The organism is Spirulina major PCC 6313 (genome assembly GCF_001890765.1).
Taxonomy (GTDB): domain Bacteria; phylum Cyanobacteriota; class Cyanobacteriia; order Cyanobacteriales; family Spirulinaceae; genus Spirulina; species Spirulina major.
This window is the reverse complement of sequence record NZ_KV878783.1, coordinates 4,660,465-4,681,315: the sequence shown is the minus strand read 5'-3', so window position 1 is coordinate 4,681,315 and position 20,851 is coordinate 4,660,465. Positions and strand designations below refer to the sequence as shown.

Below are 20,851 nucleotides of genomic sequence, written 5' to 3'. Positions count from 1 at the left end.
GCCATGCCCATTCCTTTACCCGACCTCGACGATCGCACCTACGCCGATTTGGTGGTGGATGCGATCGCCCAAATTCCCATCGAAGCCCCCGAATGGACAGACCACAACCCCGCCGACACCGGGATCATCCTCATTGAACTCCTGGCCTGGCTGACGGAAATGGTGCTCTACCGAGTCAATCAAGTTCCGGAACAAAACCAAGCCCAATTTTTAAGCCTCCTCAAAGGTCGGCCCTGGGTCTTGCCCCCCGACCTCAGCCCCGCCCAGCAATTCACCCTCGTTCAGACTGAAATCCAAACCACCCTCGCCGACCTGCGACGACCCTATCGCGCCGTCACCAATCCTGATTTTGAGCAACTCATCCTCTCCGATTGGGCGAAAACCCAATATGCCCAGCGCGAATTCGGGGCCGCAGGTGCGATCGCGCGGGTCAACTGTCTACCCGAACGCGACCTAGAAAACGCCGATATTAATCAACCCATTGAAGCCCATATCAGCCTCGTCATCCTGCCCCGCCATCCCCAAACCGATGCAGCGGTGGGGATGCGCCTGCGTCAGGATCTCAAACGCTTCCTTGACCAACGCCGTTTGATTACCACCCGGCTCCATGTGGTGGAACCCAGTTTCATCACCATGACCCTAGCCGCCACCCTCTACCTCCAGGACAGTGCCAAACCCCCCGATGTCCGCCGCGAGGCCGAGCGTCAGATTCACGCTTTTTTTGCCCCCTTGGATTCTGAGGAATTTTGGCAAGGTCAAGGCTATCCCTTTGGCGCGGATATTTACCTATCGGAGCTTTATCAACTCCTCGATGACCTGCCCGGTGTTGACCATGTAGAAGACATTGAACTGACGGGAGTAGACCCGGTGCGGCAACAGTTTAACGATCAGGGTCAATTGGTGGGCCTGATGCTCCAAGCCCACGAACTGGTACAGATTCAGATCGCCGCCTTACCCACCCTGCAACGCTTCGGAGACCAATGGCAACCCAACACCCCCTAAGCCGCTATCTTGATTATCTTCCCGCCTATCTCCAGACCGATCCGTTTTTGGGGCGATTCTTACTCGCCTTTGAGCAGGTGCTCACGGGTGTGCCTGACCATGAACCCCAACCTTTTCAGCCCCAAATCATCACCCGTGAGTCAGGGGCGAATTATGGTTTAGAAACGATCATCGGGCAGATCCACACCTATCTTGACCCCCAACAGACTCCGGCGGAATTTTTGCCCTGGCTGGCGGGTTGGATTGCCCTGAGTCTACGGGAGGATTGGGATGAGGCGGTGAAGCGGCAATTTATTAGCCAGATGGTGCCGTTGTATCGGATTCGGGGCACGGTGCGGGGGCTGAAAAAAATGCTTTCGATTTATCTGGAGCATTCGGGGTTGAGCTATCCCGATCGCACGATTTCCGTCATGGAATTTGACGATCGCCCCCATTATTTTCAGGTGCAGTTAGTCTTGCCCAGCAATCAAGTTTTGCAGCCCGATCGCTACTGGCGAGAATGCCGCGCTGCCCAGGCGATTATTAACCAGGAGAAGCCCGCCCATACCTTCTATGCCCTGCGGATTCTCACCCTGACGATGCACCTGAGCAAAACCTGGGGGGCCTGCTATCCGTTTACGATGTTTGACCAACCGCCGCAGCAGATTGTGTCGGTGGAGGCCCGCGTCATCCTGGATGAATCTTTTGATCCTCGGCTGGCGGAGCAAATCTTGATCCGGATTCAGGGTAAAACGGCGGTACTAGAGCCACCGGGGAGTCAATTGGGGCCGGTGGTGCGCCAGACGGTGTTTTATGAAAAACTTTTGGCAAATCCCACAGGTTTTTTTGTGGCGTTGGCGAATTTGAGTAATGAAACCCTCTCCGGAACCCTCAGCGTCACCCTGCACTTTAACCTCAACCAGCAGCCATTTACGGCCCCTCTGTTTGACGCACCCTTTACCATCCAGCCCAACCTCCGGATTTATCGCCCCCTCAATCGCCTCACAGCGATGCCCGGCAATACCCGCCTCAACGCTGAAGGCAGTCAGGGCTTCCGGCTCCAGTCCGCGCCCCCCCTCGAACTGCATCGCGCTCAGATCAGCCCCATCGACGGCAATACCCGCCTTGGCCCTGCGATCGGTGACACGATGCGCCTGGTTCACGATGCCCGCCTCCGCATCTACAAGCCCCGCCCCCGACCCGACCAAATGCAGGGCAATACCCGCCTTGGTTTTGAGGTGGGCCAGGGCTTCCAACTCCCCAGGAATGCTGACGCACAGCCGCTTCAGGTCTGTATTCCCCACAGTGAATACAAGATCGGCAACACGCGCCTCGGCCCTGCGATCGGTCATACGATGCGCCTGGTGACGACCTCCCAATGGGAAGAAACACTCTACAACTTCCGCCTGTTCAATGTCCCTGCCAAGCGGCGCATTGAAATCGAAGCGTTGGTGGAAGTGGATGGGGCTGATCCGATCGCAACCCGCCAAATCAGCCATCTGCTCATTCTCCGGATGCAGTCCCAAACCTCGAAATTCCGACCCTTTACCCCAGAACTGGAATTTTTCTCCTGGGGGATACGGGCAACCCACCATCTACCTTACCAACGCTTCCTCGACAATCCCCGTGGCTTTTTCGTCGTCCTCGATAATCTCAACGATGGCGCAGTGACGGGACGGGTCACGATCAAGCTCAATTTTACCCTCAATACAAAGCCCTTATCTTTGGTGATTGTGGCTGAGGATTTTGCCTTGAATTCTCGCGATCATGCCCTCGAAATTTGCCAAGCTCAGGGCGATGGTCTGGTGACGGGGAATACAATTCTCGGACGTTTAACGCCCTATATGTTAGAGACTATGACGCATCAAGAGGAGGTGTGGATTGAATAGCTTGATCTTAAGAGTTTTAGGACGGGGTAAATTGGAGGTTCAATGGCAGATTTTATTTTGACCACAGGAGATTTAGCGATGTTTAATCCGACGTTTGGATCTGCGATCGTGACGGTTATTCCGGGTAATTTAACGGGAACGGGGAAAGGTATGATTAATAAAAAAATGGTCTGTGTCGATGGAGATGAAAAAACCGTCATGGTTCCCGGTTGTCCCTACATCACAGCTTCTCACCCTATTCCGGGTGTGGGGATGCTGAGCATTGCGTCCCTAGGGGGCGATCAAAAAGCCAAGCGCACGAAGTCAAATCATAAGCCCGTGTTACTCAAAGGCAGCACATTCACAGCGAAATTTCAGGTGATGGCTCCCGCTCAACAACCCACGCCCGCCGGGCCGATTCCTGATCCTGTTCCTCAATATTCCGGAACGGGTACATTTATTACAACAAATATGCGCGTAAAGGGGACATAATGGGTGAAGAATTTCAATGATCATTCCGTAGAATCTGATGACACTGTTATAGATTATTGGGCATTATTTAAGGATTTCGTGGGATTAAAGGTTAGCGGCACAGAGGTATAGGGTCATTATGGTTTATTCACGAAAAAATAAAGCCAAGCAGACCACAGCAATGGTGAGTCAGTCGCCGATTGTTGCTGTTCAACGCTCTGCTGTACCGCTGGATACGCCAGAGTTCGCCCTCGGCAATCAGGCTTTGGGTCATCTTCTCAAAACCCAGGAGCCGTCGAAGGGGTCGGGTCTGCTATCTCGTTATCTTGCGCCAAACGGTGCTGCCCCCAGTCGCCCCGTATTCCGGGGGCTGTCCCAGGAATTCCCGGTACAGGCGAAGTTGACTTTAACGAAAGCAGGCGATCGCCATGAGCACGAAGCCGATCGCGTGGCGGCGCGAGTGGTGCAGCGGCTCCAGGCCCCCGCCGCTAGTTCTCTCGGATCGGGCAGTTCAGCAGTGATGCCGAAGGTGCTTTCTGTCCCCAGTGGTAATCAAGGGGGGGCGATCGCGCCACAACTCGAAACCAACATTAAGCAGCAACAGGGCAAAGGCGACCCCATCGCTGAAGATATTCGTGAACCCCTTGAACAGGCTTTTGGTGTGGATTTTAGCCGCGTCAGAATTCACACTGATGGACAGTCCGATCAACTCAATCGTTCGATTTCCGCCCTGGCATTCACCACCGGAAAAGATATCTTTTTTAAGCAGGGTGCGTATCAACCCAGAAGTCCCAAAGGCCAAGCCTTGCTCGCCCACGAACTCACCCACGTAGTCCAGCAAAATCAACCCCTCAAAACGTTACAGCGGAAGGTAGATAGTCCTCAAAAAACAGAACCTACACAGAAAGTAGAGACAATCGATTTGCTTCCAGAGCTTGTGCGAGAAATTCAAGCATTTTCTCCCCATTGGTTCGACTCTAATCCTAGTGAAATTGAACTGTGTTCTTGGCTCAAAGTGGTTCAACCCAGTATCAATGTTCAACAGGATTCTAATCACCGCAACTTAGATATCCAAGGAGGAATTGAACTCAACCTTGGCACTGGTGCGATCGCTGTTCAGCCCAAAGGCACTTTAAAACTGAGCTATAAGAGTCAAACAAAGCAGTGGGATTACAAGAGTGAAAATATCGGCATCAGTGCCACTATTGCGGATATTCTCAAGTTCGATGCCCAAAATATTACATACGATCGCGCTCAAAAATCATTCAATATTGCGAAAGCCGGAATCACAATTCCCAATCTCAACAACGCAGAAGCCTCCGTTACAAAAGCTAAGATCGATGCTCAGGGACTGACCTGGGAAAAAGTCAATCTAAATGCCAAAGATATCTCCTTAGGGAGCTATGCAACGATCAACAATGCTAGTGCTGAAATTGCTGGAGCAGCCGCACAGTACAAATCACAATTCAAAGGTGATTTTGATGTGACCTTGGGTTCATCTGACCTGGTTCAAGTTCAAGGTAATGGCCAGCTTACGATTGACTATGACAACGGTGTATGGAGTTGTCCGCAAAATAATGTAACGTTGAGCGGTGCGATCGCCAACATTCTCAAGTTCAATGCCAAAGACATCCACTACGACCATAAAACCAACATCGTCACCATCAAGGAAGCAGCAGTCAGCATTCCCAATAGTGAAGATAAGAATAAAGACTACTTTAACGCCAAGGTAACAGCCGCCAAGATCGACAAAACTGGCTTAGATTGGAACACCATCAAATTAAATGCCAATCAAATTCCCTTACTGGGCAACTACGTCACGCTCAAGCAAGCAAAAGGTGAAATTCAAGCGCATCCAAGCAGTACAACTCCAACTTTGAAGGTGACTTCAGTGTTAACGTTGGGTCTTCCGACTTAGTGCAAGTGAATGGGAGTGGTCATCTCACGTTCAATTACATTAATGGCCAAGTCACTGTTGAACACAAAGATGTGGGTCTTGATGGAACCATTGCCAACATTCTCAAGTTCAATGCCAAAGACATCCACTATGACCACAAAACCAACATCGTTACCATCAAGGAAGCAGCAGTCAGCATTCCCAATAGTGAAGATAAGAATAAAGACTACTTTAACGCCAAGGTAACAGCCGCCAAGATCGACAAAACTGGCTTAGATTGGAACACCATCAAATTAAATGCCAATCAAATTCCCTTACTGGGTGAGTACGTCACGCTCAAGCAAGCAAAAGGTGAAATTCAAGGCGCATCCCAGCAGTACGACTCTGACTCTGAATGTGACTTCAGATGTAACGTTCTGCTCTCCTGACTTAACGCAAGCGAATGGGAGTGGTCATCTCACGTTCAATTACATTAATGGCCAAGTCACTGTTGAACACAAAGATGTGGGTCTTGATGGAACCATTGCCAACATTCTCAAGTTCAATGCCAAAGACATCCACTACGACCACAAAACCAACATCGTCACCATCAAGGAAGCAGCAGTCAGCATTCCCAATAGTGAAGATAAGAATAAAGACTACTTTAACGCCAAGGTAACAGCCGCCAAGATCGACAAAACTGGCTTAGATTGGAACACCATCAAATTAAATGCCAATCAAATTCCCTTACTGGGCAACTACGTCACCTTAGAGAAAGCAAAAGGTGAAATTCAAGGCGCATCCAAGCAGTACAACTCCAACTTTGAAGGTGACTTCAGTGTTAACGTTGGGTCTTCCGACTTAGTGCAAGTGAATGGGAGTGGTCATCTCACGTTCAATTACATTAATGGCCAAGTCACTGTTGAACACAAAGATGTGGGTCTTGATGGAACCATTGCCAACATTCTCAAGTTCAATGCCAAAGACATCCACTACGACCACAAAACCAACATCGTCACCATCAAGGAAGCAGCAGTCAGCATTCCCAATAGTGAAGATAAGAATAAAGACTACTTTAACGCCAAGGTAACAGCCGCCAAGATCGACAAAACTGGCTTAGATTGGAACACCATCAAATTAAATGCCAATCAAATTCCCTTACTGGGCAACTACGTCACGCTCAAGCAAGCAAAAGGTGAAATTCAAGGCGCATCCAAGCAGTACAACTCCAACTTTGAAGGTGACTTCAGTGTTAACGTTGGGTCTTCCGACTTAGTGCAAGTGAATGGGAGTGGTCATCTCACGTTCAATTACATTAATGGCCAAGTCACTGTTGAACACAAAGATGTGGGTCTTGATGGAACCATTGCCAACATTCTCAAGTTCAATGCCAAAGACATCCACTACGACCATAAAAATCCCAAGGTAACTATTGGCCAAGCTGGCATTAGTATTCCATCCCTCAACCATGCTAGCGCATCAGTAAAAAATGCTAGAATTGATCAGGATGGTGTTGATTGGGATGTAGCACAAGCGACTATTAGTACAATCCCTATTGGTGATATTTTCGCAATTACAAATCCTGCTGTTCTGGTTGAAGGAAGACAACAGCAATACAGCACTATAGCAAGTGGTGGGGTGCAGTTAAAACTGGGTAAATATTTTACTGCTGAAGGGAAAGGTGCAGTTATCCTTGCGCAAAAAGATGCTGAGAGTAAGAGAAAATTAAGGGTTGATAGTTTAGAGCTTAGTGCCAAAGGTAATATTCAGTTCCCTGGAGATCTGATGAACTGGCCGCTAGATTTAGCCTTCAATTATCCCATCGTTCCTGGTGCTGTTGAGGCTGGTATTTCGCTCAAGGTGGAAGGAAGTCTGGGTGCGAGCTTGAGTGGCACGGTCAAAAAAGAAAGTAAAGAGAAATATTGGGACTTGGCTGCTAATCCAGAGATCAAAGGAGCCATCGAGATTGCACTCAAAGGAAATGCTAGTGCGGGCACAGTTTACGCTGCTGCGCTCAACGCATTTATTGAAGGAGGATGCAAAGTAGAAGCAAAGGGAGGACTCAAAATTGATGGCAAGTTAGGCTATGACGAAGAAAGCAAAAAAGTTGATGCCAAGGGCTTAAAATCTGAATACTACGCTGGTGCTGAATTCAAAATAACAATGGGAGCAGGCGTACAAGCCAAAGCACTATATATCTTTACGAAGGACTTGTATGCTATTCGTGGAGAGTTGAGTTTAGGGCGCGGCTCAATGAAGGGCAATCTTGAATTCGATGAGAATGGTGGACTCAAGATAGGCAAGCCAACGTTTGAAGGATGTCTATCATTTGAGCTAGACAAAAAATCAATCGATTTCAAGAGAACGTATGATTTAGTTGATACTAAGGAAGCACAACAACTTTTAGAAGATGCACAACAGTATATTCCAGGGAGTGGAAAAGAGCGAAAACGAATTATTGATCACGTAAGTGCTGAATATATCAAGGTGTTTAAGAAGGCTAAGGATGTCATTGGAAACGAAACTAGTAAAAATAAGAAATACATTCAAAAGCTAGAAAGACTGAGTGTTAAAATATCACGATATCAAGAATTACTTTATCTTTCAGGAGAGTTATTTGACAAGGAGCAAGAATTAGCGGATTTGAAATCTGAGTCTGAGATTACACCAAAAATAGAAAAGGAAGTAGAGGAAATAGAAGCAAAAGAGCAGAAAAGCCAGGAAGAAATAAACAATTCAAAAGATGGTGTTTGGGACACATTAAAAGGCACAGCAAAAAAAGCAGGTAAATCAGTTGTTAAAACATTTAAAAAAGTCGGAAAAGCAAAAGAAAAAGTAAAAGAAAAATTCAAAAAACATATACCATCAGGAGTTTGGGATAAATATTATGCCTTGAAAGAAGAGAAGGATGAAATAAAAGAAAAGGCGAAACATGCAAAAGATATGCTGACTATCAAACTTCATGATGTGGAGCAAAAGGTAGCTCCTATTTCAAGTATTAAAACAGAGTTACAAGACAAGGTTTCTGGACTCAAGAATAAGGCCTTACAAACAAAGCGAGAAATGACAGAAGAGATAAAAAGTAAAGCACTCTCGAAAATCACTGAACTTGGTATTCAAGATCCAAAAAGCTTCATTAAGAGGATGGAGCAATTAGAACAGATGCAAGAAAAGTACACCGCAAAGTATGAGAAGCATTCTGAAATTCTTGAGAGTGCATTAAGCGCCAAAGAAGAAGCAGATAAGATTCTCGAAAATGTTGAAGCAGTAATTGGATGGGATGACAAAAAATTAGAACTTGGTCAAGGAATCAATACAATTTCTGACATGAGAAATAATCAAGGTGATCTTAAATCAATAGAACAAGAGTTGACCAAAGAAATCATCAAGTTGGATGATAATCTTGATCAAGAGCTTGCAAAAATTTAAAAAAATCTATTATGAGTTCCAAAGGTAGAATAGTAAGTATCTTCAATTCTTCTACTTGAAATCTTCTTTCCTATTTACGTCGCCAAAATTATGTTATTAGAATCCACAATATCTATCCTAAAAAAACAAGAGTGGCAATTTCATGAGGTGAGAAATTCCACCATACGGCTCGATGTCAATGGACAAGCTGCAACTTGGAGCACGATGGTGAAGTGCATTAATGAGCATCAACAGATCATCATTTATTCGATTTGTCCGAATAAAGCGATAGCGGATAAATTAACTGCGATTCAAGAGTTTTTGACTCGTGCAAACTTTGGCTTGAAGTTTGGTAACTTTGAGCTGGATTTATCTGATGGTGAAGTACGGTTTAAAACTAGTATTCAGTTTGCAGGCGAATTTGACCCAGATCCCATGATTGAAGACTGTCTTTCACTGAATATTGTGACGTTCGATCGCTACCTCCCTGGTCTTTTACAAGTGATGTTTACAGATGTTGACCCAGAGACTGCGATCGCAATGATTGAATCTCCCAATCCTGAGACATCAGAAAAAGCGTAGAATCACTCATGGCACAAGCCGACTTAGGTTCGTTAGTTGATTTATTGAAGTGGCTGGATGTTCGGTTAGAGTCAGCGGTCGCGATCGCACAATCGCTGGTTGAGACGGAGGGGGAGCAGAATCCTTATCGAGGCATCCAAATTGATGAGGCAGAAGTTGCCAAATTACTCGCACAAGCGCCAGGCCAACCTCTATTTACACAGCCTGAACTCAGTGAGATCGACCTATCTTTTGAGCACGGTTTAGAAGAACGATCATTATCTTGGTTAGTGAAAACATTTACGCTCACGACGTTTGATCTGGGGATTATTGCGATCGCCCTTGCCCCAGAACTCGATCGCCGCTATGAGCGTATCTATGTATACTTACAAGACGATGTTCGCGCCAAACGTCCGACGGTTGATTTGAGCTTGAATGTGTTGTGTGGTTCCACGATCGAGAAACTAGAACGGCGATCGCATTTTGCCCCCGATGCCCCCCTCATTCAACAGGGTTTACTGCATTTAGTTCCTGACCCCAATCAAGCGGAACCTTCTCTTTTAGCCCATATCATTAAGCTCGATCCAGGTGTAGTTCGTCTACTTCTAGGGGAGTCTGGACTAGACCCTAGATTGAAGACCTTTTGTTGCTTCAAACCCCTTGAAGCAGTTCAAAATCATGCGATTACCCATCGCACATCAATCCCTCAATCCCTGCTAGATTTTGTCCAAGCCGCTCAGGTTGATCAAGATGCATTAACACTATTCTTTCACGGTGTAGATCAGGTCGGTAAACAACAAACTGCAAGCGCGATCGCTCAAGCATTGAGAACACCATTACTCACGGCAACTCTTTCCAAAATTGGAACTTCAAAAGTCAATGAATTCATCGAAATTATCCAGTTATTACTCCGTGATGCTAAATTTCAAAATGCATTGCTATATATTGACCAACTTGATGATCTACAAAATAAAGAAAATCGAGTTTTATATCAAGTATTCACAGCAGAGATCAACACTTACTCAGGTATCGTTATTCTGTCTGGGATAGAGAATCATAAAAATGCTGAAATTGATTTGCATGGTGTCATTGAAGTTGCCTTTCCAGTTCCTAGCTTTGAACAACGGCGTGCGTATTGGCACTATCAGTTACAAACTGTAGATATTCATGTTGATGATCTGGAATTAGATCGTTTAAGCGATCGCTTTCGACTCACGTCGCGACAGATTGAAAATGCCGTGCTGACTGCGGTAAATCAAGCCCAATGGCAACATTATCATCCCGCTGTGTCGTTAGACTCTAGTCCACCTTCAATCGAGCAATTATTTATGGCAGCGCGGAGAGTTTCAGGTCATGAACTCAAAACCCTATCTCAGCAGATTCAGCCCACATATTGCTGGGATGATATTGTTTTATCACTGCCTCAGAAAACACAATTACGGGAAATTTGCAATCATATTCAATATCATCATTTGGTGTGGGAAACCTGGGGGTTTAAAGCACAAAGATCTCTGGGGCGAGGCTTAAATGTTATGTTTGCTGGGGCTTCGGGTACAGGAAAAACAATGGCAGCAGAAGTTATTGCCAAAGAGCTAGAGCTAGACCTCTACAAAATTGATTTATCCCAGATGGTGAGTAAATATATTGGTGAAACCGAAAAAAATCTTAACCAAATTTTTACAGCAGCAACAAATGCCAATGCAATCCTATTATTTGATGAAGCAGATGCTCTTTTTGGTAAACGAAGTAGTGTCAAAGATGCTCACGATCGCTACGCCAACTTAGAAGTAAGTTATCTTTTACAAAAAATAGAAGAATATGAAGGTCTGGCTATTTTGACAACTAACTTACGGGGTAATATGGATGATGCTTTTATGCGAAGATTGCAATTCATTATTGAGTTTCAATTGCCCAACGAAAAGCAGCGCCATCAAATTTGGCAAAAAGTTTTTCCTCACCAAACTCCGCAAGAGCCGGATTTAGGATTGCAGTTTTTAGCCCACCATTTTGAACTTACAGGGGCTAATATTCGTAATATTGCGTTGATGTCTGCTTTTTTAGCGGCTGCAACCCAGGAAAAGGTAGGGAAGCAACATATTATTCAAGCACTCCGTCGTGAATATCAAAAAATGGGTAAAATTTTTATTGATCAAGTCGGAGAAAGTTATCTGAACTAGGGGTGTGAGGCCGAATTGTTCAAAACGGTGGCAGAGATTCGCGCCCGTTTGGGTTCTGCCGTGGATGGTGTAGGTGTTCGTTATGGGTGATGGGGGTTCCTGTGCCGTCGGCGGCGGTGATGCTCTGGGCGATCGCAGCTTGGGAAAGTCCGAAAAGATGGGACAAAGCCGCACAAACGAAAGCAGAACAGCGGGCGAAACGGGAAAGAAATCAGTGAATGGGTTGAGATGCGATCGCGTCTAATCTTCCACGAGGCGTTGAGCTAATCAAGGGTGATTAATGTGACGCAGAATTCACCAAAAAAGCGCCGAACCCATTCACGGGGAGAGAACTTCATCTCACGGTATCGACATGACGGCCATAAGAAAATTGACACTGTTGTATTGATCAAACCCCTCAACTGCGTAATCCCGGTGCTGCGATCACAGGATTAAGCCTGCTACAATTTTGAGACGCAATTTTTTGCTCTGTCTATGAATGATACTCAGCGATCGCAGCAACTCTGCACCCTCATCGCCCAACTCCACGCCCAAGGCAAATCCCCCGCCACCTCAACAAACTATTCCTATCGCAATGATGCGGGGGATGTGGTTATTTCCCGCAGCGGGGTGGATAAGTCCCAGTTTGGCGTTGAGGATTTTTTACAGGTTAACTTAGATGGTCAACCGCTGCCGGCATTTGCCACGATTAAGCCTTCAGCCGAAACGTTAATTCACTGTTGTTTATATCGTGAATTTCCAGAGGTAACGACAGTTTTACATACCCATTCTGTCGCCTCTACTGTATTATCGGGTTTGTTTGCTGAACAGCAAAAGATCTCATTTTTTGGGTATGAAGTGATTAAAGGAATTAAGGGCTACAAAACCCACGATACAGCGATTCAGTTACCCATTTTTGTGAATCAGCAGGATATGGTGACATTGTGCGATCGCTTCACCGCCCGCCGTGCTGAATTAACAAATTACGGTCTCTTGATCGCGAAACATGGACTCTATGCATGGGGGCACGACTTCGCCACCGCCAAACGCCATTTAGAAGTATGGGAATTTTTGCTAGAATGCGAACTTGAATTACTCAAAATTAAGCCTTAAATTACGCCGAATAACGTCCACCCTCGCCATGACTCAACTCGTCCAACCTCAAACCAATCTCAAACTCACCGCCATCACCGACATCACCGCCTTTCTCCAATCCCACGGCATCACCTTCACCCAGTGGGACACCCCCGCCCAACTCAGCCAAACCGCCAGCCCAGAGGAAATCCTTGCCGCCTATCGTGATGTTCTCGACCCCTACATGGCCGCCAATGGCTATCAAACGGCGGACGTGGTGAATATTCACAGCGGCATTGAAAACTACCCCGCGATCCGGGAAAAGTTTCTCGCTGAACATACCCACGCCGAAGATGAAGTACGCTTTTTTGTGGAGGGTCGGGGGTTATTTTGGTTTAATTTAGACGGTGAGCTGGTGTTTAATGTCCTATGTACGGCGGGGGATTTAATCTCAGTGCCCCAGGGGACAAAACATTGGTTTGATGCAGGGCGTGAACCGAATGTGAAAGCGATTCGGATTTTTTCCAATACTGAGGGCTGGGTTCCTCACTATACCGGGTCAAATATTGATGCGGAATATCGTGATCCTGCCCTGATTCTGACTCGTTAATCTTGATGATTTCTTATTTTCGATTACGAATAGATCGGTCAGGTGATCATGGGCGATCGCTCACTCATTTCAGAAGGCATCGATGAGCGGCGAACGGGATTTTGAAACATTATTGCGATCGCTCGCTCCGGAATTAATCGACGGAGAATATGTGTTTTGCACCTTTGAGGGGGCACAGTACGGCGATCGCGCTGACCTAGAGCCGATCGCCGCCCTGCAAGAGCGAGAAGGCCTCACCCTCGTGATTCCCAGGGCAAAAGCAGAAGAGCAGCACCTCCCCTATGAATCCGTGTTTTGCGGGATTACCGTAACCGTTCATTCCAGTCTAGATGCCGTGGGGTTAACGGCGGCGATCGCCACTCAACTCACCCAATACAACATCAGTGCCAACGTGATCGCAGGCTATTTTCACGACCATATTTTTGTGCCCTGTGATCAGGCCGAAACAGCGATCGCCGCCCTGCACACCCTCGCACAATCCAGCAGATCACGAGCACAACAGTCCTGACCACGGCAGAGGAAACGGTATCGTGTGAGCCTCTGGCCCACTCCTGATAGATCCAGACTTGCACCTTGGGTGATGTATAGCAATCCTATTTGATTCATGAACAGGCAAGGAACTTAAGCCCCTTGTTGATGAGGAAATAAGATCTCCGATTAATTTAGGATCGCTATATGAGCCGTAGCATCCCTGAAAAGAGGGCATTCAGGAAGCCTTACTTTTCCTGTCCTCCCCTGAAGCAGTCCGGTAAGCTCTTGAAGAATTTCACCGTGCCGAAAAATTCACCCGTTTCAGATCAGGCATTCACAGCATTTTCACAATTGTTCGATATATTCAAGCTTTACAAAAAGATCACAGATTATTGTTTATCTGTAAGGGCATCAAAAAATTCTCAAAAAACGGATTCAAATGAATCGTTATGAAAATTGAAACAAAATTTTTACTCTCTTCACTTTCAGTGATTGCAATTATTGTTGCTTTTATTGGTGGCAGCACTTTTTTAGGAAAATCCCTACAAGAGAGCTTTGAAGACCGTGATGATATTACAGATGAAGCCTTGGATGTGGTGGATATGCTAGAAGTTCAAATTCGAGATGAAGTCTCTAACTTGAAAAATAGCTTACTTTTAAATCCTAATCAGGCATCCATGATCAAGATGCTACCGAATGATCAAAAAAATATCTGGAAAAATCTAAAAAGACTAAAAACATTGTTGCAAGATCCGGATCTGGTTGATCCCTTATTGCAACAGCATCAGAATTTACTTGCCATTGCTAATCAAGAGTATCATGATCGTACTCAGCTTACATCTTTAGCACAAAAAATCTCTTATGTTGATAGAAGTAAAGCTCAATTTATTGACACGCTCGATTCAATCAATCAAATCCTGATTGCCCAAGAAGATAAAAATGATCAGTATTTTGATGACCTGACATTTTGGCTTAATATTGCTCGCTATAGTGGTGTGATTGTTGCAGTATTCATTGTTTTTTTGCAATTTAAGTTTACGTTTGTACCAATTAGTACATCAATCAGAACATTAAGTCGTAAAACCCAAGAAATTGCGTCAGGGCAATTCGATCAGCATGTTGATATTCAAACTGGAGATGAAATCGAAGCTCTCGCCCATGAATTTAATACGATGGCAAATCATCTTAAAGAAGTTCATAATTTGTTAGAAGAGAAGGTGCAAGGACGAACGAATGAATTGGTTGAAGCAAATAGGCAATTAAACGAGACATTGGTGTACCTGAAGAAAACTCAAAGTCAATTAATTCAAACCGAAAAATTATCGAGTTTAGGGCAGTTGGTCGCAGGGGTTGCCCATGAAATCAATAATCCTGTGAATTTTATTTTTGGAAATTTGACCCATGTGTCACGGTATGTGCAAGATTTATTGGCGTTGATTCAGTGTTATGAACATCATCATCCCCAACCCCATCCGGATGTGATTAAACTCCAAGCAGAATTAGAATTAGATTTTTTGCAGCAGGATCTAACGGAAGCGCTGGACTCGATGCAGGTAGGGGCGAAGCGAATTCGTGAAATTGTACTATCTTTGCGCACCTTTTCACGATTAGATGAGGCGGACCAAAAGGAAGCTAATATTCATGATGGTATGGATAGCACGTTAATGATTTTACAAAGTCGTCTCAAAGCTCATTCCGATCGCCCTGCCATCACCATTCAAAAGCACTATGGAAATCTGCCGTTATTGTATTGTTATCCGGGACAGCTTAATCAAGTATTCATGAATCTTTTGGTGAATGCGATTGATGCGTTAGATACGTTGTATCAGGCTCAATCGGCTACGGAGCGTAAAACGACTGAGTTATGGATTAATATTCACACTCAAGTATGCTCTCAAGAGGAATTAAAGGCAGAGGTGATCCCGACGAGTGCAATTTTCAAAGATCATGAAAAATGGCTTAAGATTACGATCGCCGATAATGGTTCAGGCATTGATGAATCGATCAGGAAACGACTTTTCGATCCATTTTTTACGACCAAAACTGTTGGGAAAGGCACGGGACTTGGATTATCGATTTGTCATCAAATTATCGTAGATAAACATGGGGGCGAAATTTGGTGTGATTCACAGCCGGGTCAGGGGACTCAATTTGTGATTGTGATTCCGTTTTTACAATGAGAGAGAGGCGCTGAATCCGGTGCGGTGCTGAAGGATGGATCGGGTTGCTGGGTGTTAGGGAAATGGGGGCAGAGTGTTGAATAGGGTGGTGACGTTTTTCCAGAGGGCGTGGGGCCAACCGTAAAACCAGACTTGGGCGCGGCGGCCGGTGATGTTGAAGCAATGGCGGGGGAGGTGGCCTTGGGGGGCGTGGCTGTGAAATTCTAATTTGGCGTAGGGCAGCCAGCGATCGCTGCTTCGCCACCCGACGATATCCCCAAATTTTTGCCAGCGGACGGTTTGATAACGGTGATAGAGATTCTTTCCCCCCAGCCGTTCATAGATGCGCCGCTGTACGGAAAATCCGAATAGACCATGGCTCTGCTCGACCCAGAGGCGATCCAACTCGGCGAGATCCTCCGAGGCGAGACGCGCCACGTCTTTTAAGCGTAACCAGCCGTCGCGATCGCGCCCCGCCCACTGCAACAACAGTCGCCCCGTCTCCGCATCCGCCGCCTGCCATTGTTCCGTTCGCAAGAGGTCGATCAGGGGTTGAAAACTGTCCCCTGTGGGCACGGCGGACAGATTCGCCACAGCAGCCCAAACCTCCTCACTCTTGCCCCAGCGATCCTTAACAGCATTGGCCACCATGCGATCGAGTACCACCCCCAACCCATCCCCCACCGGATTCTGATCAAGATAAGCCCGCCAATTCCAGCGATCCTCATGGACATCAAATAAATCAAAGGGCGATAGTCCCGTTAACAACGCCAAACAGGTCACCCCCAAACTATACAGATCGCTGCTGAGGGTTGCTCGCCCCTTCAACTGTTCCGGTGCGGTATATTCCGCGCTGCCGATCATTGTCCCTGTTTGCGCCAAGGCGGTCGCTGTGGCATATTTCGCCGCCCCAAAATCCACGAGGATGAGACGGCGATCGCACCGCCGCCGAATGATATTTTCCGGCTTAATATCCCGATGGATCACCCCACCCTGATGCACAAATGCCAGCACCGGTAACAGATCTAGTAACAATTCCTGCACCTGAGCTTCGGAAAATACCCCCTCTTGCTGAAATTCTTCGGCCAAATTTTGACCCTCAATATATTGCTGCACAATGTATTGTTCGCCCTGTTCTTCAAAATGGGCATAGAGGGCGGGGATTTGGTCATGATGGCCCAACTCTGCCAAGCGCACCGCTTCCTGCTGAAAGAGTTGGGCAGCTTTGGGGCTGTGGGGTTGGCCCATGGGGTGAAATTGCTTGATCACGCAGGGGGTGGGGGTGGGTTGGTGTTCATCCTGGGCCAGGAAGGTACGCCCAAAGCCGCCTTGGCCGAGGAGTTTCCTGCTGCGATAACGCTGGTTGAGGCGGAGGGCGTGGCCGCAATGTTGGCAAAAATTGGCATTGCTGGGGTTTTGAGGGGTGGAACAGAGGGGATTAAGACAGTAACTCATGGTCAGGATGGGCGGGACTTGCCAGTCTAGAGGGTGTGGGATGGTTGAGACCGGGGGAGACGGTGGTGATTCGTATCACGGTTTACATCGTTATCAGTCACCCTCATGATTTCTTAAGATCACGCGGATCGAAGACGAGAGATCACCCCTGAGATTCCCACAGTCAGACATAATGAGATCAACGACATAACACCGTGTTTTTAGTATTCAACTTTTTTAGCAAATCGGGTGGGAGACAACACTATGACTAGTATTCGCGAATTAAGTATGCAAGCCCTCAGCAATCGGACTCTGTCCCGTTACGATCATCAACGGATGCAGTTAATCCTGCAAGAACAGGGCGATGGCCTAGATGTTCTCGATCGCACCTTAGCCCAGCGTGTGTTCTATGGTGTGCGCCACGGTCTCCTCGATATCAAATAAGCTACGTTTAATCCCTAGAGTGATGTTGGAAGCACTTTAGGGATTTTTGTTGGGGGTTGATGGGGATTGATCGGCGTGGATGGCCTGTTGACGACGGCGGTGATGCCAAAAGCGACGGGTTTGCCGGATGCCAATCCACAGCACGATGATCACGACGATGCCCGCGAGGAGAGGCACGAAGAGGCCGAGCAAGGAGAGGGCGATCGCACTGATCAATTCCACGGAGGAAAAGACGGAATTCCCTAACCCAGCGGTCATGGTGGTGGATGCCAACCGAGTGACGCTGGTGAAGCTTTCCACCGCCCCCGCACTGCCGCCCCCAGCGATCGCCGCGATTGTCCATTGTAAGACAGGATCAATCTCCCCCAAGGTAGCGGCGGAGAGGGCCGTACCAATGGCGATCGCGGTGGGAATGGCCACAAGATCCAGAGCATTATCAACGGCAGGAATATAGTAGGCGGCGATTTCGACGGTGGCGGCGATCGCCAGCGTCAATAAAGCCGGGAATGTTCCCAGCCAGACGAATTGAGGCGCGGGCGTAAAATCTCCATAAATCGTCGCCACACTCATCACCAACGGCGGGATAAAAATCCGAAATCCACAGGCAGCACTGAGGGTAATGCCCAAACACAAGGCTAGTAATATTTCCATGGGGTACAGGGTCGGGTCAAGATTAGCCTAGATCTACAGCCTGATCTCGCCGGGTTACGGGTGGGTTGTCTTGCAGTGGATCTAAGGGCGTAAAAACGTCACCAGTTCTTCCACCTTAGCCCAGGCCGCCCCGCTGTCGAGAATCTCCCGCGCTTTGGCTATCCCAGCACTGTGGTCGAGAAAGGGAACCACATCCCCCACTTGGAGCGCGATCGCTGCATTCAACGCCACCACATCCCGCTGCGCTTCCGTCCCCTTCCCTTGCAGCACGGCGGTCAAAATTGCCGTATTTTCTTCCACTTCTCCCCCCCGTAACGCCGTCAAGGGTGCAGCCGCTAACCCTAGAGCTTGGGGATCAAGGACATCGGTGGTCACAACGCCCTGCTGCACCGTGGCGAGATCCGTCAAGCCCCCTAGTCCAGCCTCGTCCACACCTTCGCGACCGTGCAACACGATCGCCTTTTCAATCCCCAACTGCTGCAACGCCCCCGCCATCCGCTCCACAAACTGCACATCATAGACCCCAATCACCTGACCCGTCGGGCGTAGCGGATTCACCAATGGGCCGAGGAGGTTAAACACCGTCCGCACTTTCATCGTCTTCCGGAACGGGACGACGGCTTTCATCGCCGGATGCCAGCCGGGGGCAAAGAGAAACGTGATCCCCACCGCTTGCAAGGCAGCGTGAACCTGTTCCGGGGCAGCACCCAAGTTAATCCCCAAGGCTTCGAGCACATCGGCCGACCCCACCTTACTCGACGCGGAACGATTGCCATGTTTTGCCACTTTGACCCCCGCCGCTGCACAGACAAAGGCCACCGCCGTTGAAATGTTAAAGGTGTGCGCCCCATCGCCCCCCGTGCCGCAGGTGTCGATGACCGGGGTGCTGTGGGCGATCGCATCCTGTTGACGGGACTGCGATTGCAAAACGCGAGCCATCCCCGCCAACTCATCGACGGACACACCCTTGGCTTGGATCGCGGCCAAAATCGCCCCAGAGAGGACAGCGGGAATGTCTTCTTGGAGCCAGCCGGTCATCAGTTGGGCGGCTTGGTCTTGGGTGAGGGACTGGCCATCGAGAAGTTGTTGAAGGACGCTGGGCCAGAGGTCTGCGGGTTGCACCATGGTTGCTTGTATCGTTTGCGGTTGAGGGTGGTTATCCGTTGCTCTAAAAGCCTAGCAAGGAATGCGGTTTTTTTTTGAGCGATCGCACCTGAATTCCGACCCAGCATCTGGGGTTAAATTCCGATTCATTCCCTGCTGTTGGCCTGAAGGGTTTACTGATTTTTTGTAATATTCTGTTACAGAAAGAAGCCTGACGAGGCATCTTTAGCCTCAGGGAACTGCCCTAGGGTTTCGGCTACAACCGTTATTCTGCCCTACTTTTTCCCCCATTCTCAAGGTGCAGCGTTCTTCATAAAACTTAAAAGCCTGGGTGAGCAAAGCATCAATTTTACGTGTAGGCTTGAGTTTAGATAAATTCCAGACTGTTAATGGAGACAAGTTTTATGGCAAAGCGTGGTGATGTAGTCAAGATTTTACGGAAAGAATCCTACTGGTATCAAGATGTCGGTACGGTTGCCTCTGTCGATAAAAGTGGCATCATCTACCCCGTCATCGTTCGCTTTAATAAAGTTAACTACTCTGGCGTTGCCACCAACAACTTTGCCGAAAGCGAAGTAGTTGTGGTTAAAGCGGCTCCTGAAAAGAAAGCGAAAGCTTAAGGTTCAGGGTTCGTGCCAGAACTCCCAGAAGTTGAAACAGTCCGTCGGGGTTTAAACCAAAAAACTCTGAATTGTTTAATCGAGGGGGGCGAGGTGTTGCGCGATCGCACCCTTGCCTACCCTCTTTCTCATGGCGATTTCACCGCGTGGCTCACCGACACCTCGATACAACAGTGGCAGCGACGCGGTAAATATTTATTGGCCCAACTGGATTCCGGGGGCTGGCTGGGGGTGCATCTGCGGATGACCGGCCAACTGTTTTGGGTGCGTCAGGATGAGGCGCTGTCGAAACATACCCGACTGCGCGTGTTTTGTGCCAAGGGTCAGGAGTTGCGGTTTGTGGATAGTCGTACCTTTGGGCAGGTGTGGGTTGTGCCGCCTGGGGTTGCCCGCGAAACGATCATCACGGGGTTAACCCGCCTCGGCCCGGAACCCTTTGACCCGGAGTTTTCCCCAGACTATTTACAGCAAAAAATCCGCCGTACCCAACGCACGATCAAAGCGGCATTATTGGATCAAGCTCTGGTGGCAGGGTTGGGGAATATCTACGCCGATGAGGTTTGTTTTGCCAGTGGCGTGCGCCCGGATGCGATCGCCTCCCGCCTCACCCCGGAGCAAGTGCAGCGCCTCCATGGTGAAATCCGCCGCATTTTAGAGGATGCGATCGCCCACGGTGGCACAACATTTAGCGACTTTCTCGACCTCCTCGGTGTACCGGGAAATTACGGCGACACCGCCAAAGTCTACGGCCGCACCGGCCAACCCTGTCGCACCTGTGGCAATACGATCGCCCGGATCAAAATCACCGGCCGCTCCACCCACTTCTGTCCCCGCTGCCAATCCCCTTAACCCCATCCTCTGCGGATTGATTACTGTATCAGCGGTAGTCCTCGCCAGAGATAGCCCCAACTCCCCACCCCCGGAAGCCAAGGGAGTATGATCGGTAATCAGAAAAACAAGTTT

19 protein-coding genes are annotated in these 20,851 nt (G+C 48.1%); 15 read left to right on the top strand and 4 right to left on the bottom strand.

Translation table 11 applies throughout. The features are described from left to right. The first annotated feature begins 3 nt into the window (after positions 1–3). The 8 genes from SPI6313_RS20700 (at position 4) to SPI6313_RS20665 (ending at position 11,342) form a co-directional block, all read left to right on the top strand. Positions 4–1,002, top strand: coding sequence for a baseplate J/gp47 family protein (locus tag SPI6313_RS20700; protein WP_072622699.1), 999 nt, complete (start codon positions 4–6; stop codon positions 1,000–1,002). Then, the gene (locus SPI6313_RS20695) at positions 981–2,870 is read left to right on the top strand and encodes a phage tail protein (protein WP_072622698.1); all 1,890 of its coding nucleotides are present in this window, start codon (positions 981–983) and stop codon (positions 2,868–2,870) included. The genes SPI6313_RS20700 and SPI6313_RS20695 overlap by 22 nt, the downstream gene beginning before the upstream one ends. A 42-nt stretch (positions 2,871–2,912) precedes the next feature. Continuing rightward, positions 2,913–3,341, top strand: coding sequence for a hypothetical protein (locus SPI6313_RS20690; protein WP_072622697.1), 429 nt, complete (start codon positions 2,913–2,915; stop codon positions 3,339–3,341). Between the two features lie 499 nt (positions 3,342–3,840). Beyond that, positions 3,841–5,238 carry an eCIS core domain-containing protein gene (locus SPI6313_RS20685; RefSeq protein ID WP_175551200.1) on the top strand — a complete coding sequence of 466 codons (1,398 nt, stop codon included), beginning with the start codon at positions 3,841–3,843 and terminating at the stop codon, positions 5,236–5,238. After that, entirely contained in the window at positions 5,238–5,645 is a 408-nt protein-coding gene (locus SPI6313_RS20680; RefSeq protein ID WP_072622695.1) for a hypothetical protein, read from the top strand. Before SPI6313_RS20685 ends, SPI6313_RS20680 begins: the two co-directional genes overlap by 1 nt. After that, on the top strand, positions 5,614–8,625 hold the full coding sequence (locus SPI6313_RS20675; protein ID WP_139276719.1) for a hypothetical protein: 3,012 nt from the start codon (positions 5,614–5,616) through the stop codon (positions 8,623–8,625). Before SPI6313_RS20680 ends, SPI6313_RS20675 begins: the two co-directional genes overlap by 32 nt. Positions 8,626–8,715: 90 nt before the next feature. Then, a complete protein-coding gene (locus tag SPI6313_RS20670) occupies positions 8,716–9,186 on the top strand; it encodes a type III secretion system chaperone family protein (protein ID WP_139276718.1) in 471 nt (156 codons plus the stop codon). Positions 9,187–9,194: 8 nt separating this feature from the next. After that, positions 9,195–11,342 carry an AAA family ATPase gene (locus tag SPI6313_RS20665; protein WP_072622692.1) on the top strand — a complete coding sequence of 716 codons (2,148 nt, stop codon included), beginning with the start codon at positions 9,195–9,197 and terminating at the stop codon, positions 11,340–11,342. A 19-nt stretch (positions 11,343–11,361) separates the two neighbouring features. On the opposite strand, the gene SPI6313_RS23760 is transcribed toward SPI6313_RS20665, so the two are convergent. Next, positions 11,362–11,508 carry a hypothetical protein gene (locus SPI6313_RS23760; RefSeq protein WP_175551199.1) on the bottom strand — a complete coding sequence of 49 codons (147 nt, stop codon included), beginning with the start codon at positions 11,506–11,508 and terminating at the stop codon, positions 11,362–11,364. Between the two features lie 308 nt (positions 11,509–11,816). Between SPI6313_RS23760 and mtnB the strand changes: the two genes are divergently transcribed. From mtnB to SPI6313_RS20645, 4 genes are all read left to right on the top strand, one after another. Continuing rightward, complete coding sequence (mtnB, locus tag SPI6313_RS20660) at positions 11,817–12,434, top strand: methylthioribulose 1-phosphate dehydratase (RefSeq protein ID WP_072622691.1); 618 nt, start codon at positions 11,817–11,819, stop codon at positions 12,432–12,434. Positions 12,435–12,462: 28 nt separating this feature from the next. Next, positions 12,463–13,005 carry a 1,2-dihydroxy-3-keto-5-methylthiopentene dioxygenase gene (locus SPI6313_RS20655; protein WP_072622690.1) on the top strand — a complete coding sequence of 181 codons (543 nt, stop codon included), beginning with the start codon at positions 12,463–12,465 and terminating at the stop codon, positions 13,003–13,005. Positions 13,006–13,087: 82 nt separating this feature from the next. After that, positions 13,088–13,513 (top strand): ACT domain-containing protein, encoded by a 426-nt coding sequence (locus SPI6313_RS20650; protein WP_072622689.1) that lies wholly within the window; start codon positions 13,088–13,090, stop codon positions 13,511–13,513. A gap of 412 nt (positions 13,514–13,925) precedes the next feature. Next, positions 13,926–15,656 carry an ATP-binding protein gene (locus SPI6313_RS20645; protein ID WP_072622688.1) on the top strand — a complete coding sequence of 577 codons (1,731 nt, stop codon included), beginning with the start codon at positions 13,926–13,928 and terminating at the stop codon, positions 15,654–15,656. Positions 15,657–15,710: 54 nt separating this feature from the next. On the opposite strand, the gene SPI6313_RS20640 is transcribed toward SPI6313_RS20645, so the two are convergent. Next, on the bottom strand, positions 15,711–17,090 hold the full coding sequence (locus SPI6313_RS20640; RefSeq protein WP_072622687.1) for a serine/threonine-protein kinase: 1,380 nt from the start codon (positions 17,088–17,090) through the stop codon (positions 15,711–15,713). Between the two features lie 243 nt (positions 17,091–17,333). Here SPI6313_RS20640 and SPI6313_RS20635 point away from each other — a divergent pair, with 243 nt between their 5' ends. After that, positions 17,334–17,513 (top strand): hypothetical protein, encoded by a 180-nt coding sequence (locus tag SPI6313_RS20635; RefSeq protein WP_072622686.1) that lies wholly within the window; start codon positions 17,334–17,336, stop codon positions 17,511–17,513. A 36-nt stretch (positions 17,514–17,549) separates the two neighbouring features. Here the strand turns inward: SPI6313_RS20635 and SPI6313_RS20630 are convergent, their stop codons facing one another. Further along, complete coding sequence (locus SPI6313_RS20630; RefSeq protein WP_072622685.1) at positions 17,550–18,164, bottom strand: DUF4126 domain-containing protein; 615 nt, start codon at positions 18,162–18,164, stop codon at positions 17,550–17,552. 81 nt (positions 18,165–18,245) lie between these two features. Then, the gene (gene trpD, locus SPI6313_RS20625; protein WP_072622684.1) at positions 18,246–19,289 is read right to left on the bottom strand and encodes an anthranilate phosphoribosyltransferase; all 1,044 of its coding nucleotides are present in this window, start codon (positions 19,287–19,289) and stop codon (positions 18,246–18,248) included. Positions 19,290–19,672: 383 nt separating this feature from the next. Here trpD and SPI6313_RS20620 point away from each other — a divergent pair, with 383 nt between their 5' ends. Beyond that, complete coding sequence (locus SPI6313_RS20620) at positions 19,673–19,888, top strand: photosystem I reaction center subunit IV (protein WP_072623260.1); 216 nt, start codon at positions 19,673–19,675, stop codon at positions 19,886–19,888. A 12-nt stretch (positions 19,889–19,900) separates the two neighbouring features. Further along, complete coding sequence (locus SPI6313_RS20615) at positions 19,901–20,737, top strand: DNA-formamidopyrimidine glycosylase (protein WP_072622683.1); 837 nt, start codon at positions 19,901–19,903, stop codon at positions 20,735–20,737. The last annotated feature ends 114 nt before the right edge of the window (positions 20,738–20,851 follow it).